Origin of the sequence: Sporosarcina obsidiansis (assembly GCF_009651005.1) — a bacterium.
Classification (GTDB): domain Bacteria; phylum Bacillota; class Bacilli; order Bacillales_A; family Planococcaceae; genus Sporosarcina; species Sporosarcina obsidiansis.
The window spans coordinates 108,198-123,808 of record NZ_WHVW01000003.1; the positions used below are offsets into that span (position 1 = coordinate 108,198).

17 protein-coding genes are annotated in these 15,611 nt (G+C 43.8%); all 17 read left to right on the top strand.

The genetic code is table 11. From position 1 onward, the window contains the following. Positions 1-149 precede the first annotated feature (149 nt). Positions 150-293 (top strand): YfhE family protein, encoded by a 144-nt coding sequence (locus GD002_RS04070; RefSeq protein ID WP_153731060.1) that lies wholly within the window; start codon positions 150-152, stop codon positions 291-293. Positions 294-458: 165 nt separating this feature from the next. Further along, positions 459-1,391: an alpha/beta hydrolase gene (locus tag GD002_RS04075; RefSeq protein ID WP_228548288.1), complete on the top strand. Its 933-nt coding sequence runs from the start codon at positions 459-461 to the stop codon at positions 1,389-1,391. A 146-nt stretch (positions 1,392-1,537) separates the two neighbouring features. After that, complete coding sequence (locus GD002_RS04080) at positions 1,538-2,992, top strand: sensor histidine kinase (protein WP_153731062.1); 1,455 nt, start codon at positions 1,538-1,540, stop codon at positions 2,990-2,992. Continuing rightward, positions 2,961-3,530 carry an ANTAR domain-containing response regulator gene (locus tag GD002_RS04085; RefSeq protein WP_153731063.1) on the top strand — a complete coding sequence of 190 codons (570 nt, stop codon included), beginning with the start codon at positions 2,961-2,963 and terminating at the stop codon, positions 3,528-3,530. The genes GD002_RS04080 and GD002_RS04085 overlap by 32 nt, the downstream gene beginning before the upstream one ends. A gap of 159 nt (positions 3,531-3,689) precedes the next feature. Beyond that, entirely contained in the window at positions 3,690-4,949 is a 1,260-nt protein-coding gene (gene eutH, locus GD002_RS04090) for an ethanolamine utilization protein EutH (RefSeq protein WP_153731064.1), read from the top strand. A gap of 32 nt (positions 4,950-4,981) precedes the next feature. Further along, positions 4,982-5,323: an ethanolamine utilization microcompartment protein EutS gene (gene eutS, locus GD002_RS04095; protein WP_153731065.1), complete on the top strand. Its 342-nt coding sequence runs from the start codon at positions 4,982-4,984 to the stop codon at positions 5,321-5,323. Positions 5,324-5,335: 12 nt separating this feature from the next. Then, entirely contained in the window at positions 5,336-5,833 is a 498-nt protein-coding gene (locus tag GD002_RS04100) for a EutP/PduV family microcompartment system protein (RefSeq protein WP_194841466.1), read from the top strand. A 502-nt stretch (positions 5,834-6,335) separates the two neighbouring features. Further along, positions 6,336-7,811 carry an ethanolamine ammonia-lyase reactivating factor EutA gene (locus tag GD002_RS04105; RefSeq protein WP_153731067.1) on the top strand — a complete coding sequence of 492 codons (1,476 nt, stop codon included), beginning with the start codon at positions 6,336-6,338 and terminating at the stop codon, positions 7,809-7,811. Between the two features lie 14 nt (positions 7,812-7,825). After that, a complete protein-coding gene (locus tag GD002_RS04110; protein ID WP_153731068.1) occupies positions 7,826-9,190 on the top strand; it encodes an ethanolamine ammonia-lyase subunit EutB in 1,365 nt (454 codons plus the stop codon). 7 nt (positions 9,191-9,197) lie between these two features. Next, a complete protein-coding gene (gene eutC / locus GD002_RS04115) occupies positions 9,198-10,202 on the top strand; it encodes an ethanolamine ammonia-lyase subunit EutC (RefSeq protein ID WP_408020076.1) in 1,005 nt (334 codons plus the stop codon). Positions 10,203-10,216: 14 nt separating this feature from the next. Then, on the top strand, positions 10,217-10,861 hold the full coding sequence (eutL, locus tag GD002_RS04120) for an ethanolamine utilization microcompartment protein EutL (protein ID WP_153731070.1): 645 nt from the start codon (positions 10,217-10,219) through the stop codon (positions 10,859-10,861). Between the two features lie 168 nt (positions 10,862-11,029). Further along, positions 11,030-12,502: an aldehyde dehydrogenase family protein gene (locus GD002_RS04125; RefSeq protein WP_194841472.1), complete on the top strand. Its 1,473-nt coding sequence runs from the start codon at positions 11,030-11,032 to the stop codon at positions 12,500-12,502. Positions 12,503-12,525: 23 nt separating this feature from the next. Then, a complete protein-coding gene (locus tag GD002_RS04130; protein ID WP_009499205.1) occupies positions 12,526-12,810 on the top strand; it encodes a BMC domain-containing protein in 285 nt (94 codons plus the stop codon). A gap of 33 nt (positions 12,811-12,843) precedes the next feature. Continuing rightward, the gene (gene pduL, locus GD002_RS04135) at positions 12,844-13,722 is read left to right on the top strand and encodes a phosphate propanoyltransferase (RefSeq protein WP_153731072.1); all 879 of its coding nucleotides are present in this window, start codon (positions 12,844-12,846) and stop codon (positions 13,720-13,722) included. 15 nt (positions 13,723-13,737) lie between these two features. Continuing rightward, positions 13,738-14,022 carry a EutN/CcmL family microcompartment protein gene (locus GD002_RS04140; protein WP_153731073.1) on the top strand — a complete coding sequence of 95 codons (285 nt, stop codon included), beginning with the start codon at positions 13,738-13,740 and terminating at the stop codon, positions 14,020-14,022. Continuing rightward, the gene (locus GD002_RS04145) at positions 14,019-14,354 is read left to right on the top strand and encodes a BMC domain-containing protein (protein ID WP_153731074.1); all 336 of its coding nucleotides are present in this window, start codon (positions 14,019-14,021) and stop codon (positions 14,352-14,354) included. The genes GD002_RS04140 and GD002_RS04145 overlap by 4 nt, the downstream gene beginning before the upstream one ends. A 201-nt stretch (positions 14,355-14,555) precedes the next feature. Further along, the gene (gene mdh, locus GD002_RS04150; RefSeq protein ID WP_153731075.1) at positions 14,556-15,506 is read left to right on the top strand and encodes a malate dehydrogenase; all 951 of its coding nucleotides are present in this window, start codon (positions 14,556-14,558) and stop codon (positions 15,504-15,506) included. Positions 15,507-15,611 lie beyond the last annotated feature (105 nt).

The window sequence follows — 15,611 nt, forward strand, 5'->3', positions numbered from 1 at the left end:
TAAACCCTCCTACCCTGCAAATTCTTGTTTTAATAGTAATGTACTTTAGAGATATAGTAAATATTAGCAATGAACGCTGACTTCCTTACTGCGTTTAATTTTTATCCTTCGTGGCAGACTAGTAAGCAGACAGAAAGGAGTGTTAAAACGTGAGTGAAAAGAAACCACCACATAAGACGTTAACAGAGAAAAACAACGGCCTTTCATCTGCGCAGGAAGTACATTATGCCGAAGACTTTAAAAAGGCAGATAAGGCGACGGAGCAGGATAGTTCATCACGTTCTACTAACTAAAGAAAATTTATTCTAACGAAAGCCCCAACAGATTCTTGAATTTGTTGGGGCTTTTCTCACTAAATCGTCATAAACAAACTTTCTTTTTCATTGTATAATAAGAATAAATACTTAGACAGAGAGAATGAAAGGGAAATGAATGTGAGAAAAATAGGCTGGAAGAGGATGTTAATTCTTGTTGTTGCCTTCTTTATAGTCTTTCAAATAGCGGGAAGTTTTTTCTTTTACAACTTGGCAATTAAACGAGGACCGAAAGACTTCTTAACTGGAAATGCAGATTTAAAAGTATCTGCTGAGACAATGGAAGTATTTCTGAATGGTAATTGGCGGCAGTGGGTGGCAGAGCAAGACTTTGAAGAGCTGAAGATGACGTCAAGAGATGGCTTGGATCTGCAAGGATACTATTTACCTGCCAAACAACCTTCCAATAATCTAGTCATCCTGACACATGGTTACTTAGGAAATGCGAAACAGATGGGGTTGTATGGTCAATTTTATTATGAGCAATTAGGATTCAATATTTTCATGCCAAATGCAAGAGGGCACGGCAAAAGTGGCGGTGACTATTATGGATTTGGCTGGCCGGATCGCTTAGATTTGATTGACTGGACGAAACTTCTGGAACAGAAGCTTGGGTCAGATACCGAAATGGTGTACCATGGCTTATCCATGGGAGCAGCAACGGTCTTAATGGCAAGCGGAGAAGAATTGCCTAAACAAGTGAAAGCCATCATTGCTGATAGTCCATATCAATCGGTCTATCAATTATTTGCATACCAGATGGACCGAATGTTTCATTTACCAGCTTTTCCGCTACTAGATAATATGAGCATGCTGACGAAAGTGAAAGCGGGCTATTCATTGAAGGAAGCAGACGCACTGAGCGCAGTAAAACGTGCGGACGTGCGGATTCTCTATATTCATGGCAAGGCGGATACGTTTGTACCTACGGATATGACGAGAAAACTCTTTGACGTAACAGCTAGTGATGCTGAGCTGCTTTTAGTAGATGGCGCGAATCATGGGGAAGCGTTTGTGATGGATGAGAATGCTTATAAGGCAAAAGTATATGATTTTCTTAATTCCTACTTGCCATAATTACATTGGCAGAACAGCTGCTTGATTGGTTGAATGGATAAGTTGGCGTTCAATCAACTCTCCTCCAATTGACCTTCCAACAAATCAGTCCTATAATAATTTACAAAGTCCTAGGGATAGGTTTCTTAGAGTGGGGTTGTGAAAAGTTGGTTAAAGCAACAGTGGAACAGCTATGCAAACAGCATACAGACTTGACAGACAAGGACATTCTGATTTTGCAAGAAATGGCGTATAGCTTGCAGACGTATGCAGATTTATCAGGGGCGTATATGTTTATAGATTGCAAGATCAAGCCACATAATCAAGCGATCGTGGTGGCTGAGGCATTCCCTATCGGCAGTGTGTCCTTATATGACAATTCGGTCGTAGGCAAGATTGTTTTCGAATCATTTGAGCCGGGTGTTTTTTATTCATATCGGAATGGAAAAAAGTCGATTATTCGGCAGGCGGTGACGCAAGAAGGCAAGATGGTTGATCAGACTGTGGTGCCGATCAAGAATACCTGTCACCAAGTGATCGGGGTACTGATTCAGGAGAAGGAAGTCGCTATGCCACTCCCTAATGAGCAGTCACAGAACTTTTCGGTTATCACGGAAACGGCGGAAGACCAGTTGACGAGTTCTGGACTAGGTGTAGTTTCAGATTTACTGATGGAAATGCTCATCTTGACAGACGCTGCTAATCGACTCGTGTACGCTAATCCATCTGGCTTAAAACTTATTTCCGAAATGAGTGGGAAAGATGAAGTGCTTAATCGGAATTTATTAGAAATGTTACCGTTTTTGAAGACGGTATTTGAGCAAGAAGATGACGTATTTGTATTTGAAATGACGATTGAGCGGAAAAGTTTAATTGTGAAAAAAATAAAAATGCGTGAAAAAAACAAGTCTAAAGAAACTCTACTGATTATTCAAGACATCACGGAACTTCGGACGAAAGAAAAAGAATTAATGATGAAATCTGTTGTCATTAAAGAAATTCATCATCGGGTAAAAAACAATCTACAAACGGTTGCAAGCTTGCTGCGATTGCAAATGCGCAATGGTGTGCCTGCAGAAAGTCGCGCCGCATTTGAAGAAACATTAAACAGAATCTATAGTATTTCCTCTGTCTATGAAATTATTCTTGCTAAAGAAGATGCAGATGATGATGATGTAAATATTATAAATTTAACAAGAAAAATTTGCTCTACGATGGTGTTAAATGAAATAAATTTAAAAGTGGACTTGATTATTGAGCCAAATGGCAATAAAATAATAACAACCTCTAAGAAAGCGGTTTCAATCGCGCTAATCGTTAACGAGCTCATACAAAATTCCTTAAAACACGCATTTAAGGATAGAGACCAAGGGATTATTGATGTAGAATTTATCGTGGATAATGATTTTGTAGAACTTCATGTTTCCGACAACGGCGTTGGAATGAGGAATCCACAAACTTCATTAGGGACGGAAATCATCCATAACTTGGTGCTGAATGACTTGAATGGTGAATTTTTGTACGTGCCTAGGGAGATTGGGACTCATGCAGTAATCATTTTTCCAGTGGGCGCGGAGGTGGAACTATTTGATGAGAAAACGGATCGTCATAGCGGAAGATGAATCGATTATTCGGATGGACCTGAAAATGACCCTGCAAGACCATGGTTATGAAGTAGTAGGCGAAGCCGGAGACGGAGACAGAGCTATTGAATTGGCTTTCCTGCATAAGCCGGATTTGATTTTAATGGATATCAAGATGCCGAAGATGAACGGTTTGAAGGCGAGCCGAATTATTGGAGAGCAACTGGATTTACCCATTTTGATCATTACGGCATATAGCCAAAAAGAATTTGTGGAAAAAGCACAGCAAGACAATGTGGTCGGCTATTTGGTTAAGCCTATTTCGGAATCTAATTTAATTCCGGCAGTTGAAGTGGCGCTTCATCAATCAGATAAAGCAAAGCGGCTGAAGGAAAACGTCCGACAAGCGAAACAAGAGGTCGAAAAACGAAAAATTGTCGAACGTGCAAAGGGCATCTTGATGGACACGGAGCAATTAACCGAGCAGCAAGCATTTAAGCAAATGCGGGATGCGAGTATGTCACGGCAAATGACGATGGAGTCGATTGCCAAGGAAATTATTGATTCACATAAGTAAATAGATCTAAGCAAAGGCGCTTAAAGAGCTATATTCTTTAGGCGCTTTTTCGTCGTCTTTTTACTATTTATTGAGAATATATCCAATAAAAAGGTGGTGGTTTGCTGGCTTTAGTACCGTAAGTAGTGCTCAATATTACATTAAAAGGGGGAAACCTAAATGGAAATGATAGGTACGGTAATCGTATATATTATCATGGCCTGTGCAATCGCAGGTGCATTTGCCGCAATAAAAAATCCGGAAGAAGGATTAGGTGCGGAGTTCATGTCAGGTTTACACGCAGTGGGGCATATTTTCGTTCCAGCAGCAGGAATCATGGCATCTATTCCATATTTAACATGGTTTATCAGTAAATTTATCGGACCTATATTTGATTCGATTGGTGCAGATCCAGCGATTGCCGCCACAACGATTTTGGCGTCAGATATGGGTGGTTATCAGTTAGCGGAAGCCTTGAAAGTGACAAATGAAGGTTGGATTATGGCATTGATCGTCGGTTTTATGTCGGGTGCTACGATTGTATTCTCTATTCCGATGGGACTTGCGATGCTTGATAAGCGGGATCATAAGTATATGGCGCTTGGTATTATGTCTGGCGTACTAACAATTCCAATTGGTGCGTTTATCGCTTCTTGTTTAGTTGTTTTGTTCAATACGGATGTACGCGATGTCATCAGCACAACAGCATCCTCTAATTATGAGTTTGCTATTAGTTATTTACAGATTTTCATAAACTTATTGCCATTATTAATTTTTGTTATCTTGATCGCCTTGGGATTAAAGTTCTTCCCTCGTATGATGATCAACGGATTTATGATATTTGGTCGCGTAATGGACGCGGCGATTAAACTTGTGCTAGTGTTCTCTATTGTAGAAATATTTACAGGTGTTTTCACTACAATCTTTGGCGCATGGGGCTTTGATCCGATTATGGCGGATGAAGCTGATCAATTCCGTGCACTTGAAACAGCAGGATATATTGGAATCATGTTAGCGGGTGCATTCCCGATGATTTATTTGATTCGTAAATATGCAGCAAGACCTTTGGAAACTGCCGGACAAAAAATTGGTCTGTCTCCTGAAGGAAGTGCAGGTCTACTAGCAACTGTCGCAAATATCTTGGCAATGTTCTCGTTGGTTCGTTACATGAGACCAAAAGACAAGGTGATCAATATTGCGTTTGCTGTTTGTGCTGCATTCTTACTCGGCGATCACTTGTCATTCACAGCGAATTTCCAGCCGAATATCATTCTACCTGTTATAATTGGTAAGTTAAGTGCCGGTATTTGTGCGATTATTATCGCTTACAAGCTGTCTGTTCCGACTGCGTTGAAGTTGGAAAAGCAAGACCGTGAAGCGGGAATTATCCGTGCGGGTGAATATGAAGAAGTAAAAGAAGCTCCTACTGCAAAGGCGTAAGAATAGTACCAGTTAGATAGGGAGTGTGTAGAATGAGCGAAGAAAAGAAACGATTTATACAGGAGTTTGTTCCGGGGAAACAGCTTACACTCAGTCATTTAATTGCAAACCCAGATCCTGATATGTTTCAGAAACTAGGAATTCAAGAAGCGGGTGCATTAGGCATCCTCACTTGTACACCAAGTGAAACGGTCATCATTGCGGGAGACTTGGCGACGAAAGCTGCTAATGTTCGTATTGGCTTTTTAGATCGATTTACAGGTAGTCTAGTAATTGTTGGTAGTGTGTCAGAAGTTGAAATGGCCATGCTAGAGATTAATCGGTTCTTGTCTGAAATGTTGGGCTACACACCAGCAGCCATTACGAAGTCATAAGGAGTGGTGACGATGCGAAACAAGGCCATGCTGATCGGTGCGGTGCGAGCAGGGAAGTCCACGTTGACGAATGCCTTGTTAGGTCGAAAAGTCGAAGCTGTCAAAACGCAGACGCTCAATTATTATGATTGGATTGTCGATACTCCTGGCGAGTATTCGGAAAATCCTATGTTTTATAAAAATATAATGGCTACCGCGTTGGAAGTCTCGCATGTGCTGTATTTGCAAGATGCAACTAGCGAAAAGCTCATTTTTCCGCCAGGTTTCAGTATGGGAATTCCCAAGCTGCCGATTGGTGTCGTTACGAAGTGCGACCGTTCGGAAGCGGATATTGATCGAGCGCTCAGTATGTTGAAGACGGTCATGAACCAAGGTCCAGTCGTCATCACCTCCTCAGTAACGGGTGTGGGCATCGACCATTTGAAGGAATTAACGAAGATGAATGATCTGGTTTCCATGCGGCAATACGTTCAAGAGATGGCCGACGAACGCTTATTGTTCCTTGGTTGATAGGCTTTACACATGTCAGGAAATTTGATATAGTGAAGATCATACAAGTGAATAAAAATGGCAAAGGCGCCTTTACGTCCCATGGAATCTCTGTGGGTCTGTAAAGGCGTTTTTTTATATCAAAAGCTGAAAGCGCCGTTTAGTCTCGACAGGCACTGGAGGGCTTACCGACAAAGGTGCGCACTTTGCACCTTTTCGGAAAGACCGAAGTGACCCGAGAGACTGGCGCTAGCAGCTAGATGTTATCAAAAGTTGAAAGCGCCGTTTAGTCTCGACAGGCACTGGAGGAGAAAGAGTAAGGAACGCGCCAATAATGAGTGGAAACGATCTAAAGTTGTGAAGAACCGATCCAAACTCATGGCGAACAGCGCCAATCAATTGAAACACCGCTCCAAAAGTGTGCAGGACCGATCCAAACACATAGAAGACCGCGCCAAACCCATAATGGATCAAGCGCCAAACGACATAAAGAAAAATAAGGAAGTTTCAGATTTCTAATGAAATGAACGATACATCAGAAAGAGGTGTGGGCGTGAACAATTTCAATAAGCACGAGACGATCATCAGTGCAGGCATTGATATTGGCACAAGCACGACGAAACTGATTATCAGTCGGTTCTCTTTGCGAAATGTTGCAGGAGTTACGCATGTGCCGCGAATTGAAATAACGGACAAAGAAATATTGTATAAAAGTCCAGTCTTCCGAACGCCACTGCAAGATGCGGTAACGATTAATGTAGCAGGCGTTCAGGAAATCATTCGCTCTGAATATGAAAAGGCAGGCATTCTACCTTCTCAAATTGAGACAGGTGCCGTCATCATTACAGGCGAAACGGCTACCAAGCGCAATGCTAGCGAGATGCTTCACCAACTGTCGGATGAAGCCGGGGACTTTCTTGTAGCGACGGCAGGGCCCGATTTAGAAGGTATTATTGCAGCAAAGGGATCAGGTAGCTATGACGAGTCTGGAAAAGGTGGTCGTGTCATTGCCAATATTGATATTGGCGGTGGAACAGCGAATATTGCCGTGTACCAAGATAAACAACTGCTTGGCACATGCACCATGCATATTGGTGGGCGCCTAATCGAATTTGAACAAGGTAAAGTGAGAGCAATTTCACCGCCTATTGAACAGTTGTTGGGAGATCAAGGCTATGCTTTACAAATTGGCGATCCGCAAAATGCTTCAGCTGTAGAATTTGTTACGAACTTTATGGCCGAATCGTTAGCTCGTATTTTGAAAAAGAATGTGCATGCTCAAGATCAAGTGTTATTGCTAGGGCATGAGCCCAATTGGAAACAGCCTATTGATACGATTGTCTTCTCTGGGGGCATTGCCGAGTGCATGTACCATCATGCAGCCGATGAAGAGCAGGCGGCAAACTATGACGACATCGGAGTCCAGCTCGCAGAAGCGTTAGTGAACAATCAATCGTTGCAAAGCTTTTCGTGGCAAGAACCAATTGAAACTGTACGCGCAACCGTTTTAGGCGCAGGAACGCAGACCACTGAAATAAGCGGGGCTACGATCCAAGTAGCACCAGATGAGTTGCCGCTGAAAAATATACCGATCTATCAATATGATTTTGAAGAGAATCTAGCAGAAGGTTTATCGCATATCGAAGATGCAGTTCAGCAAGCAGTCAGTTTATACGACTCTGCTAAAGAAGGGCAAAACTTCGCGCTATATCTTTCCAATTTACCATATCTCGGTTTTCGAGACGTACAGACGTTAGCCAAGGCAATTGTGCAGATCATGAATCAACGACCGCAACCGGATCAGCCCATCATTTTAGTCATTCAATCAGACCATGCTAAAGTGCTTGGGCAAACATTAGCGGCATTAAGAGTGAAACAAAGCATTATTTGTATAGATCAAATCAATGTGGAAACAGGCGACTATATCGACATTGGCAACGCGTTAACTTCAGGTGTCGTGCCTGTAGTAGTGAAAACCTTAACATTCCACACAACGTAAAGGAGGTCTAGGACGTGAATTTATCGACCACTTTAGGCGGTGAACGCTATGTGTTCAACGACCTGAAAGAAGTGCTTGCAAAAGCAAATGAAGAAAAATCCGGTGACCGCTTGGCAGGCATCGCAGCAGAAACCGTCCAAGAACGAATTGCTGCAAAAACAGTTGTTAGTGAGCTGTTAGTAAGCGATATCCGCAACAATCCATTAATCCCAATAGAAAACGATGAAGTCTCTCTCATTATTGAAAATGATATTAACGAGAAGGTCTACGGTGAAATCCAGAATTGGAGTATCGCAGAACTGCGTGAATACATCTTGAGTAATGAGGTGGGTGATCGCGAATTAAAGCGTCTAAGCCGTGGATTGACATCTGAAGTAATCGCAGCCGTTACGAAGCTAATGTCCAATTTAGACTTAGTGCACGCAGCGAATAAAATAGAAATTTTGTCGACATGTAATATTACGATTGGACAAAAAGGCACGCTTTCCTCTCGTTTACAGCCGAATCACCCAACGGACAATATCGATGGCATTATCACTTCATTGAAAGAAGGCCTGTCCTACGGGATTGGAGATGCGGTGATCGGTATAAACCCAGTTGACGATTCCGTGGAAAGCGTAAAACGTGTCCTTCATGCCACGAAAGATTTCATTAATGAATGGGAAATTCCAACACAAAACTGTGTACTAGCGCATGTCACGACACAAATGAAGGCGATTGAGCAGGGCGCCCCTGCTGATATGATTTTCCAAAGTATCGCAGGAACTGAAAAAGCGCATCGTTCATTCGGTATCTCAGCAGAGTTGATTGCAGAAGCAAAAGACGTGGCGATGAAGCAAGGAACAGGTACAGGTCCGCAAGTGCTATATTTTGAAACAGGGCAAGGTTCCGAATTGTCTGCTGAAGCACATTATGGCGTAGACCAGGTGACGATGGAAGCTCGTAACTACGGCTTTGCTAGACATTACGATCCGTATATCGTCAACACAGTGGTCGGTTTTATAGGCCCAGAGTACTTGTATAACAGCAAGCAAGTTATCCGTGCGGGTCTCGAAGATCATTTCATGGGCAAGTTGCACGGGTTACCGATGGGTGTGGATATTTGCTATACGAATCATATTAAAGCGGATCAAAACGACATCGAAGATTTAAGCATCTTGCTGACAGCGGCAGGCGTGAATTTCATTATTGCGGCACCGATGGGCGATGATGTCATGCTGAATTATCAGTCCATGAGTTATCACGATGTAGCAACGGTCATTCAAACATTGGGCAAAACACCAGCACCTGAATATTTGCAGTGGCTTGAAAAGATGGGAATCTATGAAAACGGCAAACTGAGCCAACGTGCTGGCGATCTTACGATGTTCAATCGATAGGAGGTGGATAGACTTGAATGAAGAATTGATTCAGCAAATTACAAAAATGGTTGTGGAAAAACTAGAAGCTGCGAGTAGCGGTCAAACGACACATCAGACTAGTCATGAACAGAAAGTACAGCTTTTTTCACAACAACCGGTCGGCAACTTGGCAGCTGAAACGAAGCAAGCATCACCAAGTGGTGTCGTGACGTTCCATAGTACGACGGAAGAAGTGAAGCCGCAGCGAACTATTGCGACGGTCAAACCGAAACCGACTACAGCATATGGCAAACCAAAACCAAAAACTGAAACGAAGCAACCGACAGCTGATGAACTGGCAGAGTACCGAAAAAAGACACCGGCAAGAGTTGGCGTTGGGCGTGCGGGTTCTCGGCCGAGAACGAATACTTGGCTGCAGTTCCGACTGGATCATGCGGCAGCGGTCGATGCAGTCTACGGTGAAGTGCCGGATGACTTGCTCGAACGTTTAGGATTATTCCAAGTGCAATCAAAGGTGGCGGATAAAGAAGAATATATCCGACGTCCAGATCTGGGCAGAAGACTTTCTGATGAAGCCAAAGAATTGATTCAACAACGCTGCAAGACATCACCGGTAGTTCAGATCGTAGCGTCTAATGGTCTGAGTGCAAAAGCTATCGAGGAAAATCTGGAAGATGTTTATTTATCATTAGAGCAATCACTCAATAACTTGAACATCGAGATGGGTACTACATTTTATGTGGATAAAGGCCGAGTTGCGGTGATGGATGAAATTGGTGACGTATTGAAACCTGATGTCGTCGTGATGCTGATCGGGGAACGCCCAGGATTAGTTTCAGCAGAATCGCTCAGTGCGTATCTGTGTTATCAGCCGCGACTTGGCACGATTGAAGCAGATCGAATGGTGATCTCCAATATTCATAAAGGCGGAATCCCACCTGTCGAAGCTGGGGCATACCTAGGTACAGTCATTCAAAAGATCTTAAAGTACGAAGCGAGCGGTGTATCGCTTGTTCAAAAAGAAGGCTAAGGAGGTGGAGACGAATGAAAATTCTTGCGGATATTTTATCGATGCAAGTCATTCCAAACGTTAGCCCAGAGCTAGCAGAAAAGTTTCAACTGAAGCCTTATCAACGCAGCTTAGGGTTGGTGACGACTACGATCGATGATGTGGGATATACAGCAATTGACGCGGCAACGAAACATACAGATGTAGAAGTCGTCTACGCAAAAAGTTTTTACGCAGGTGCTGCTCATTCATCCGGCCCATTGTCAGGCGAGTTTATTGGAATCATCGCAGGACCTTCTCCAGAAGAAGTGAAAAGCGGTCTGGATTCGATTCGGATTACCATTGAACATGAAGCATATTTTGAAGCGATCAATGGGAATCCAGATCATGCATTCTATGCGCACACCATCTCCAGCTGTGGCAGTTACTTAGCGGAAATGGCAAACATCCCGGTCGGTCAATCACTTGCCTACTTGATTGCACCGCCCATTGAAGCTGTCATTGGTTTAGATGCTGCCTTAAAAGCGGCTGACGTCACGCTATGCGAACTATACGCGCCTCCCTCCGAAACAAACTTTGGTGGCGGCTTGCTGACGGGGAGTCAATCCTCCTGTCAAGCAGCAGCCGACGCCTTCCGGGAAGCTGTACAGAACATGGCAAATGATCCGTTAGGCTATTGATTATTTTATTTTCTCAGCAACTGCATATATCTAGTTGATTGTAGTGGAAAGCGTCCGCCTGGAACGGAAATCAACAGTCCCTAACAGTTATGTAACTTTTAAGCAACCAGAAAGGAGTGTTTTGGCTTGGTTCAATTAGTAGATAAAGATTTATTGGCCCTGCAGCAAATGCGTTCGGCCGTTCAAACCGCAAAAGAAGCACAAGAAAAATTCATGAGCTATACCCAAGAACAAGTAGACAAAATTGTCAAAGCCGTTGCGGATGCAGCCTATGAACAATCTGGTCGTCTTGCGCAACTGGCAGTAGAAGAAACTGGCATGGGGGTAGCGGCTCATAAGAAAATTAAGAACGAAGTCGGCTCCCGTGATGTATATGAAAGCATTAAAGATTTAAAGACGGTCGGTATCATCAAAGAAGACCATTTGAATAAAGTGGTGGAAATTGCTGCTCCATTTGGTGTCGTTGCAGCGATTATCCCGACAACAAATCCGACGTCCACTGCGTTCTTTAAAACGTTAATTTCATTGAAAACACGTAATGCAATCGTCGTGAGCCCTCACCCGTATGCAATAAAATGCACACAGGAAGCACTCAAAGTTTGCGACGCAGCAGCGGTTGCAGCAGGCGCACCAGAAGGTTTAATCCAATGCTTAACGCTTGCCTCGATGGAAGCGACACAGCAACTGATGTCACATAAAGATATCAATCTGATCGTCGCAACGGGTGGCGGTGCGCTAGTGAAAGCGGCGTATAGCTCAGGGAAACCAGCATACGGTGTAGGTCCTGGTAACGTTCCGGTTTATATCGAACGTTCTGCGAAGATTGAGAAGGCAGTAAAAGATATCGTTGATAGTAAGTCTTTCGATTACGGTACAATCTGTGCAACGGAGCAAGCGATTGTGGTTGACAAGCATGTGGTCGATTTGGTCACCCGTGAGTTGAAGAAAAACGGCGCCTATATTTTATCAGATGAAGAAAAGAAGATTATGGAAGGTGTTATTTCACCAGTTCCGGGCAAAGTCAATCCGAAAGTGGTCGGTAAGAGTCCACAGTTCATAGCGAATCTTGCAGGGATTTCTTTACCGGAAGGCACGCGCTTGATCGTTGGTATGGAAACAAAAGTCGGTAAGGACATTCCGTTTTCATTGGAAAAACTTTCACCAATCTTTGCGATGTATATTGTAGACGGGGTGAAGCATGCGAAGGAGTTATGCCTAGACTTGTTGAACCTTGGTGGTCGTGGACATAGCTTGGCACTACACACAGAAATCGACGCTGTGGCTCGTGAGTTTGCGATAGAGATGCCGGTTTCCCGTATCTTGGTCAACACGATGTCTTCAATTGGAGCAGTTGGTGGAACGACAGGCTTGATGCCATCGTTAACACTAGGATGCGGAACATTCGGTGGTAACATTACATCCGATAATGTTACAGCCAAGCATTTATTGAACATTAAACGTATGGCATATGGGACGAAAGAAGTTCAGTTGCCGAAGCACGTAGGAACAACGGTGGAAAGTTCAAGGGATGAGTTAGTCTCTGAAGTGATGAACAATGTTTCATCTTCAACAAATAGCAAGATCGATCCTGCTTTAGTACAAAACTTAGTCAGTGAAATTGTTAAACAACTTACAAAATAAAACAATATTAGGAGGAAACAATTATGAACAGAGAAGGTACAGCATTAGGAATGGTAGAAACTAAAGGTTTAATCGGTGCAATCGAAGCAGCAGACGCAATGGTGAAAGCAGCAAGTGTTAACTTAGTTGGTAAAGTACATGTCGGTGGCGGTATCGTAACGGTATTAGTACGCGGTGATGTGGGCGCGGTTAAAGCAGCAACAGACGCAGGCGCAGCATCTGCACAACGTGTGGGCGAATTGCTTTCTGTTCACGTCATCCCAAGACCACATAACGAATTAGAAATGATCCTTCCCAAAAGCGAATAAGGGATACGGAAACAGTAGAAAGGCGTGAACTAAATGAATCAGCAATTGATTGAACAGATTGTCGGAGAAATTCTTGGACAACTAGGAAAGAATCCCACTCAATTGCCGGAACGAGCGGTTCCCATTGCGGTTTCCGCCCGTCACGTCCATTTGCAGCCTGAACACGTGGAAGTGTTATTTGGTGCAGGGTATGAATTGACACAACGGTCCGAGCTTTCACAGCCGGGCCAATTCGCCGCCAATGAAACGGTGATGATTGCAGGACCTAAAAGCAGTATTGAACGCGTACGAATTTTAGGACCTGTCCGAAAGGCGACCCAAGTCGAGGTCAGCTGGACGGATGCCATGAAGCTCGGCGTCAAGCCCCCACTACGGGAATCCGGTAATATTGAAGGGTCGGCTCCGATTACATTAATTGGACCAAAGGGTAGTGTGCATATCGAGCAAGGTCTCATTATCGCACAATCTCACATCCATATGGGTCCCTCTGATGCGGTACGTTTTGGTGTACAAGATGGTGAGTATGTCACAGTGGAAGCAGATGGAGTTCGACCGATTTCATTCCGTAATGTACGAATTCGGGTGAACGAGCGCTATCGTCTGGAAATGCATATCGATACGGATGAAGCGAATGCTGGATTTATTACACAAGGTACGATTGGCCGTCTGGTGAAACCGAGTGAAGCGACAGAAACTGCTTGCTCACTTCCGGTAACTGATACAACGACGATATCTCGTCCAGCAAAAGTAAACACTCCGCAGTCATTTGAATTTACAAAAAAGCTCTTGTCCACTGAAGACCTAGCAGCAATTTCGGAAGATGAAATTGTCGTCAATAAAGGTACGATTGTCACAGCGCTTGCAAAAGATACTGCACGGGAACTTGGTAAAACGATAACCGTCAGAAAGTAGAAAAGGTGATGACGCATGCGAATGGGTAGAGTGATCGGCAATGTGTGGGCAACCCGCAAAGAGGATGGGCTACAAGGTCTCAAGCTATTGATCGTTCAGCCAATTGATGCACATGGAAATGATATACAGACGCATATGGTCGCAGCTGATCGGATTGGCGCGGGAATTGGTGATGAAGTACTGATTACAAGTGGTGGTTCTTCACGTTTCATCTTGCCGAAAGAAAACCCGATTCCAATTGACGCGGTCATTATTGGCATTATTGATTCAACAGAAGTGAAGAGAGGTGAATCTACATGAGTCAAGCGATCGGCATGATTGAAACAAAAGGATTAATAGGATCGATTGAAGCAGCTGATGCCATGGTCAAGGCATCGAATGTGGAATTAGTCTCACAGGAGATGGTCGATGGCGGTATCGTTACGGTTATCGTACAAGGAGACGTCGGTGCAGTCCAGGCAGCAGTCGATGCAGGACGCGATGCCGCAGCACGCGTTGGAGAATTACTCGGTGCACATGTAATCCCACGTCCGGATGATTCGGTATATGGAATGGTAAAACCAGCAGTGGCGGTTGTTCCTGAAGTGAAGAAACCAGCAGAAACGAAGACGAAAGCACCGAAGAAAGACTGAGTTGGTAAGTGGTTGTACTAGTGGTCCGCGCGAAAGTTATTGTGTACTGAGCCAAACCACTGTCTGAACGAGCGAAAGTCTGGTCGTACCGCGCGAAACCATCATCAGACCGAGCCAACAGACACTGAAACGCGCCAAAGCCACATTACACCGCGCCAATCCAATAAAAACATCCAATCTCTGTAGAAAGGAGTTGTTTCCATGGCTTTCAAACGACATAAAATTGCAGTGATCGGAGCAGGTCACACAGGTTCTACCGTCGCATTGATGGCGGCACAGAAAGAACTAGGAGATATCGTCTTAGTTGATATCCCAGACCTCTCCAATCCGACCAAAGGAAAAGCATTGGACCTTCTTCAAACAAGTCCTGTCCAGCAATTTAATTCTCGAATTACTGGGACATCGAATTACGAGGACATCCAAGACGCTGCCATGGTCATCATTACAGCAGGTGTTGCACGAAAACCAGGCATGAGCCGAGATGATCTCGTGGCGACTAATGCAAAAATCATGCGTTCCGTTTCTGAACAGGTGAAACGTTATGCACCAGATAGCACGGTGTTGATTTTGAGTAACCCGGTGGATGCCATGACGTATGTTTGTTATAAAACGACTGGCTTTCCGAAAAATCGTGTCATTGGACAATCAGGCGTACTCGATACTGCGCGTTTCAATACATTCGTCTCCGAAGAACTGAATATTTCCGTTGAGGATATTTCAGGTTTCGTATTAGGTGGACATGGTGATGACATGGTTCCGCTTGTCCGATATTCCTATGCAGGCGGTATTCCGTTAGATAAAATTATTCCTGCTGATCGACTGGAAGCAATTGTCGAGCGTACCCGAAAAGGTGGCGGTGAAATCGTATCATTGCTAGGAAATGGCAGTGCGTACTATGCACCTGCAGCAGCTTTAGTTGAAATGGCAGAAGCAATTATTAAAGATAAGAAACGAATCTTACCGTCGATTGCTTATTTAGAGGGCGAATATGGTTTTCAGAACATCTATTTAGGTGTTCCGACTGTTCTTGGTGGGAATGGAATTGAAAGTGTTATTGAACTTCCATTAACAAACGAGGAACAAAATGCTCTGAACCAATCGGCAGAATCTGTAAAAGCAGTCATCGAGATTTGTGAACGACAGCTGTCATAACGTTTTAAAAAGAGGTCTCTCTAAGTTTTTATCAGAACTTAGGGAGATATTTTTGTGACGTTACTAGGTCTTTTTGCATTTTTATTTATTATGAAAAAGCAGAAC

Coding starts and splice junctions, on each gene's coding strand:
- GD002_RS04075 (WP_228548288.1), top strand. CDS start 459: ATGTTAATTCTTGTTGTTGCCTTCTTTATAGTCTTTCAAATAGCGGGA.
- GD002_RS04085 (WP_153731063.1), top strand. CDS start 2,961: ATGAGAAAACGGATCGTCATAGCGGAAGATGAATCGATTATTCGGATG.
- eutH (WP_153731064.1), top strand. CDS start 3,690: ATGGAAATGATAGGTACGGTAATCGTATATATTATCATGGCCTGTGCA.
- eutS (WP_153731065.1), top strand. CDS start 4,982: ATGAGCGAAGAAAAGAAACGATTTATACAGGAGTTTGTTCCGGGGAAA.
- GD002_RS04100 (WP_194841466.1), top strand. CDS start 5,336: ATGCGAAACAAGGCCATGCTGATCGGTGCGGTGCGAGCAGGGAAGTCC.
- GD002_RS04105 (WP_153731067.1), top strand. CDS start 6,336: ATGAACGATACATCAGAAAGAGGTGTGGGCGTGAACAATTTCAATAAG.
- eutL (WP_153731070.1), top strand. CDS start 10,217: ATGAAAATTCTTGCGGATATTTTATCGATGCAAGTCATTCCAAACGTT.
- GD002_RS04125 (WP_194841472.1), top strand. CDS start 11,030: ATGCGTTCGGCCGTTCAAACCGCAAAAGAAGCACAAGAAAAATTCATG.
- GD002_RS04130 (WP_009499205.1), top strand. CDS start 12,526: ATGAACAGAGAAGGTACAGCATTAGGAATGGTAGAAACTAAAGGTTTA.
- pduL (WP_153731072.1), top strand. CDS start 12,844: ATGAATCAGCAATTGATTGAACAGATTGTCGGAGAAATTCTTGGACAA.
- GD002_RS04140 (WP_153731073.1), top strand. CDS start 13,738: ATGCGAATGGGTAGAGTGATCGGCAATGTGTGGGCAACCCGCAAAGAG.
- GD002_RS04145 (WP_153731074.1), top strand. CDS start 14,019: ATGAGTCAAGCGATCGGCATGATTGAAACAAAAGGATTAATAGGATCG.
- mdh (WP_153731075.1), top strand. CDS start 14,556: ATGGCTTTCAAACGACATAAAATTGCAGTGATCGGAGCAGGTCACACA.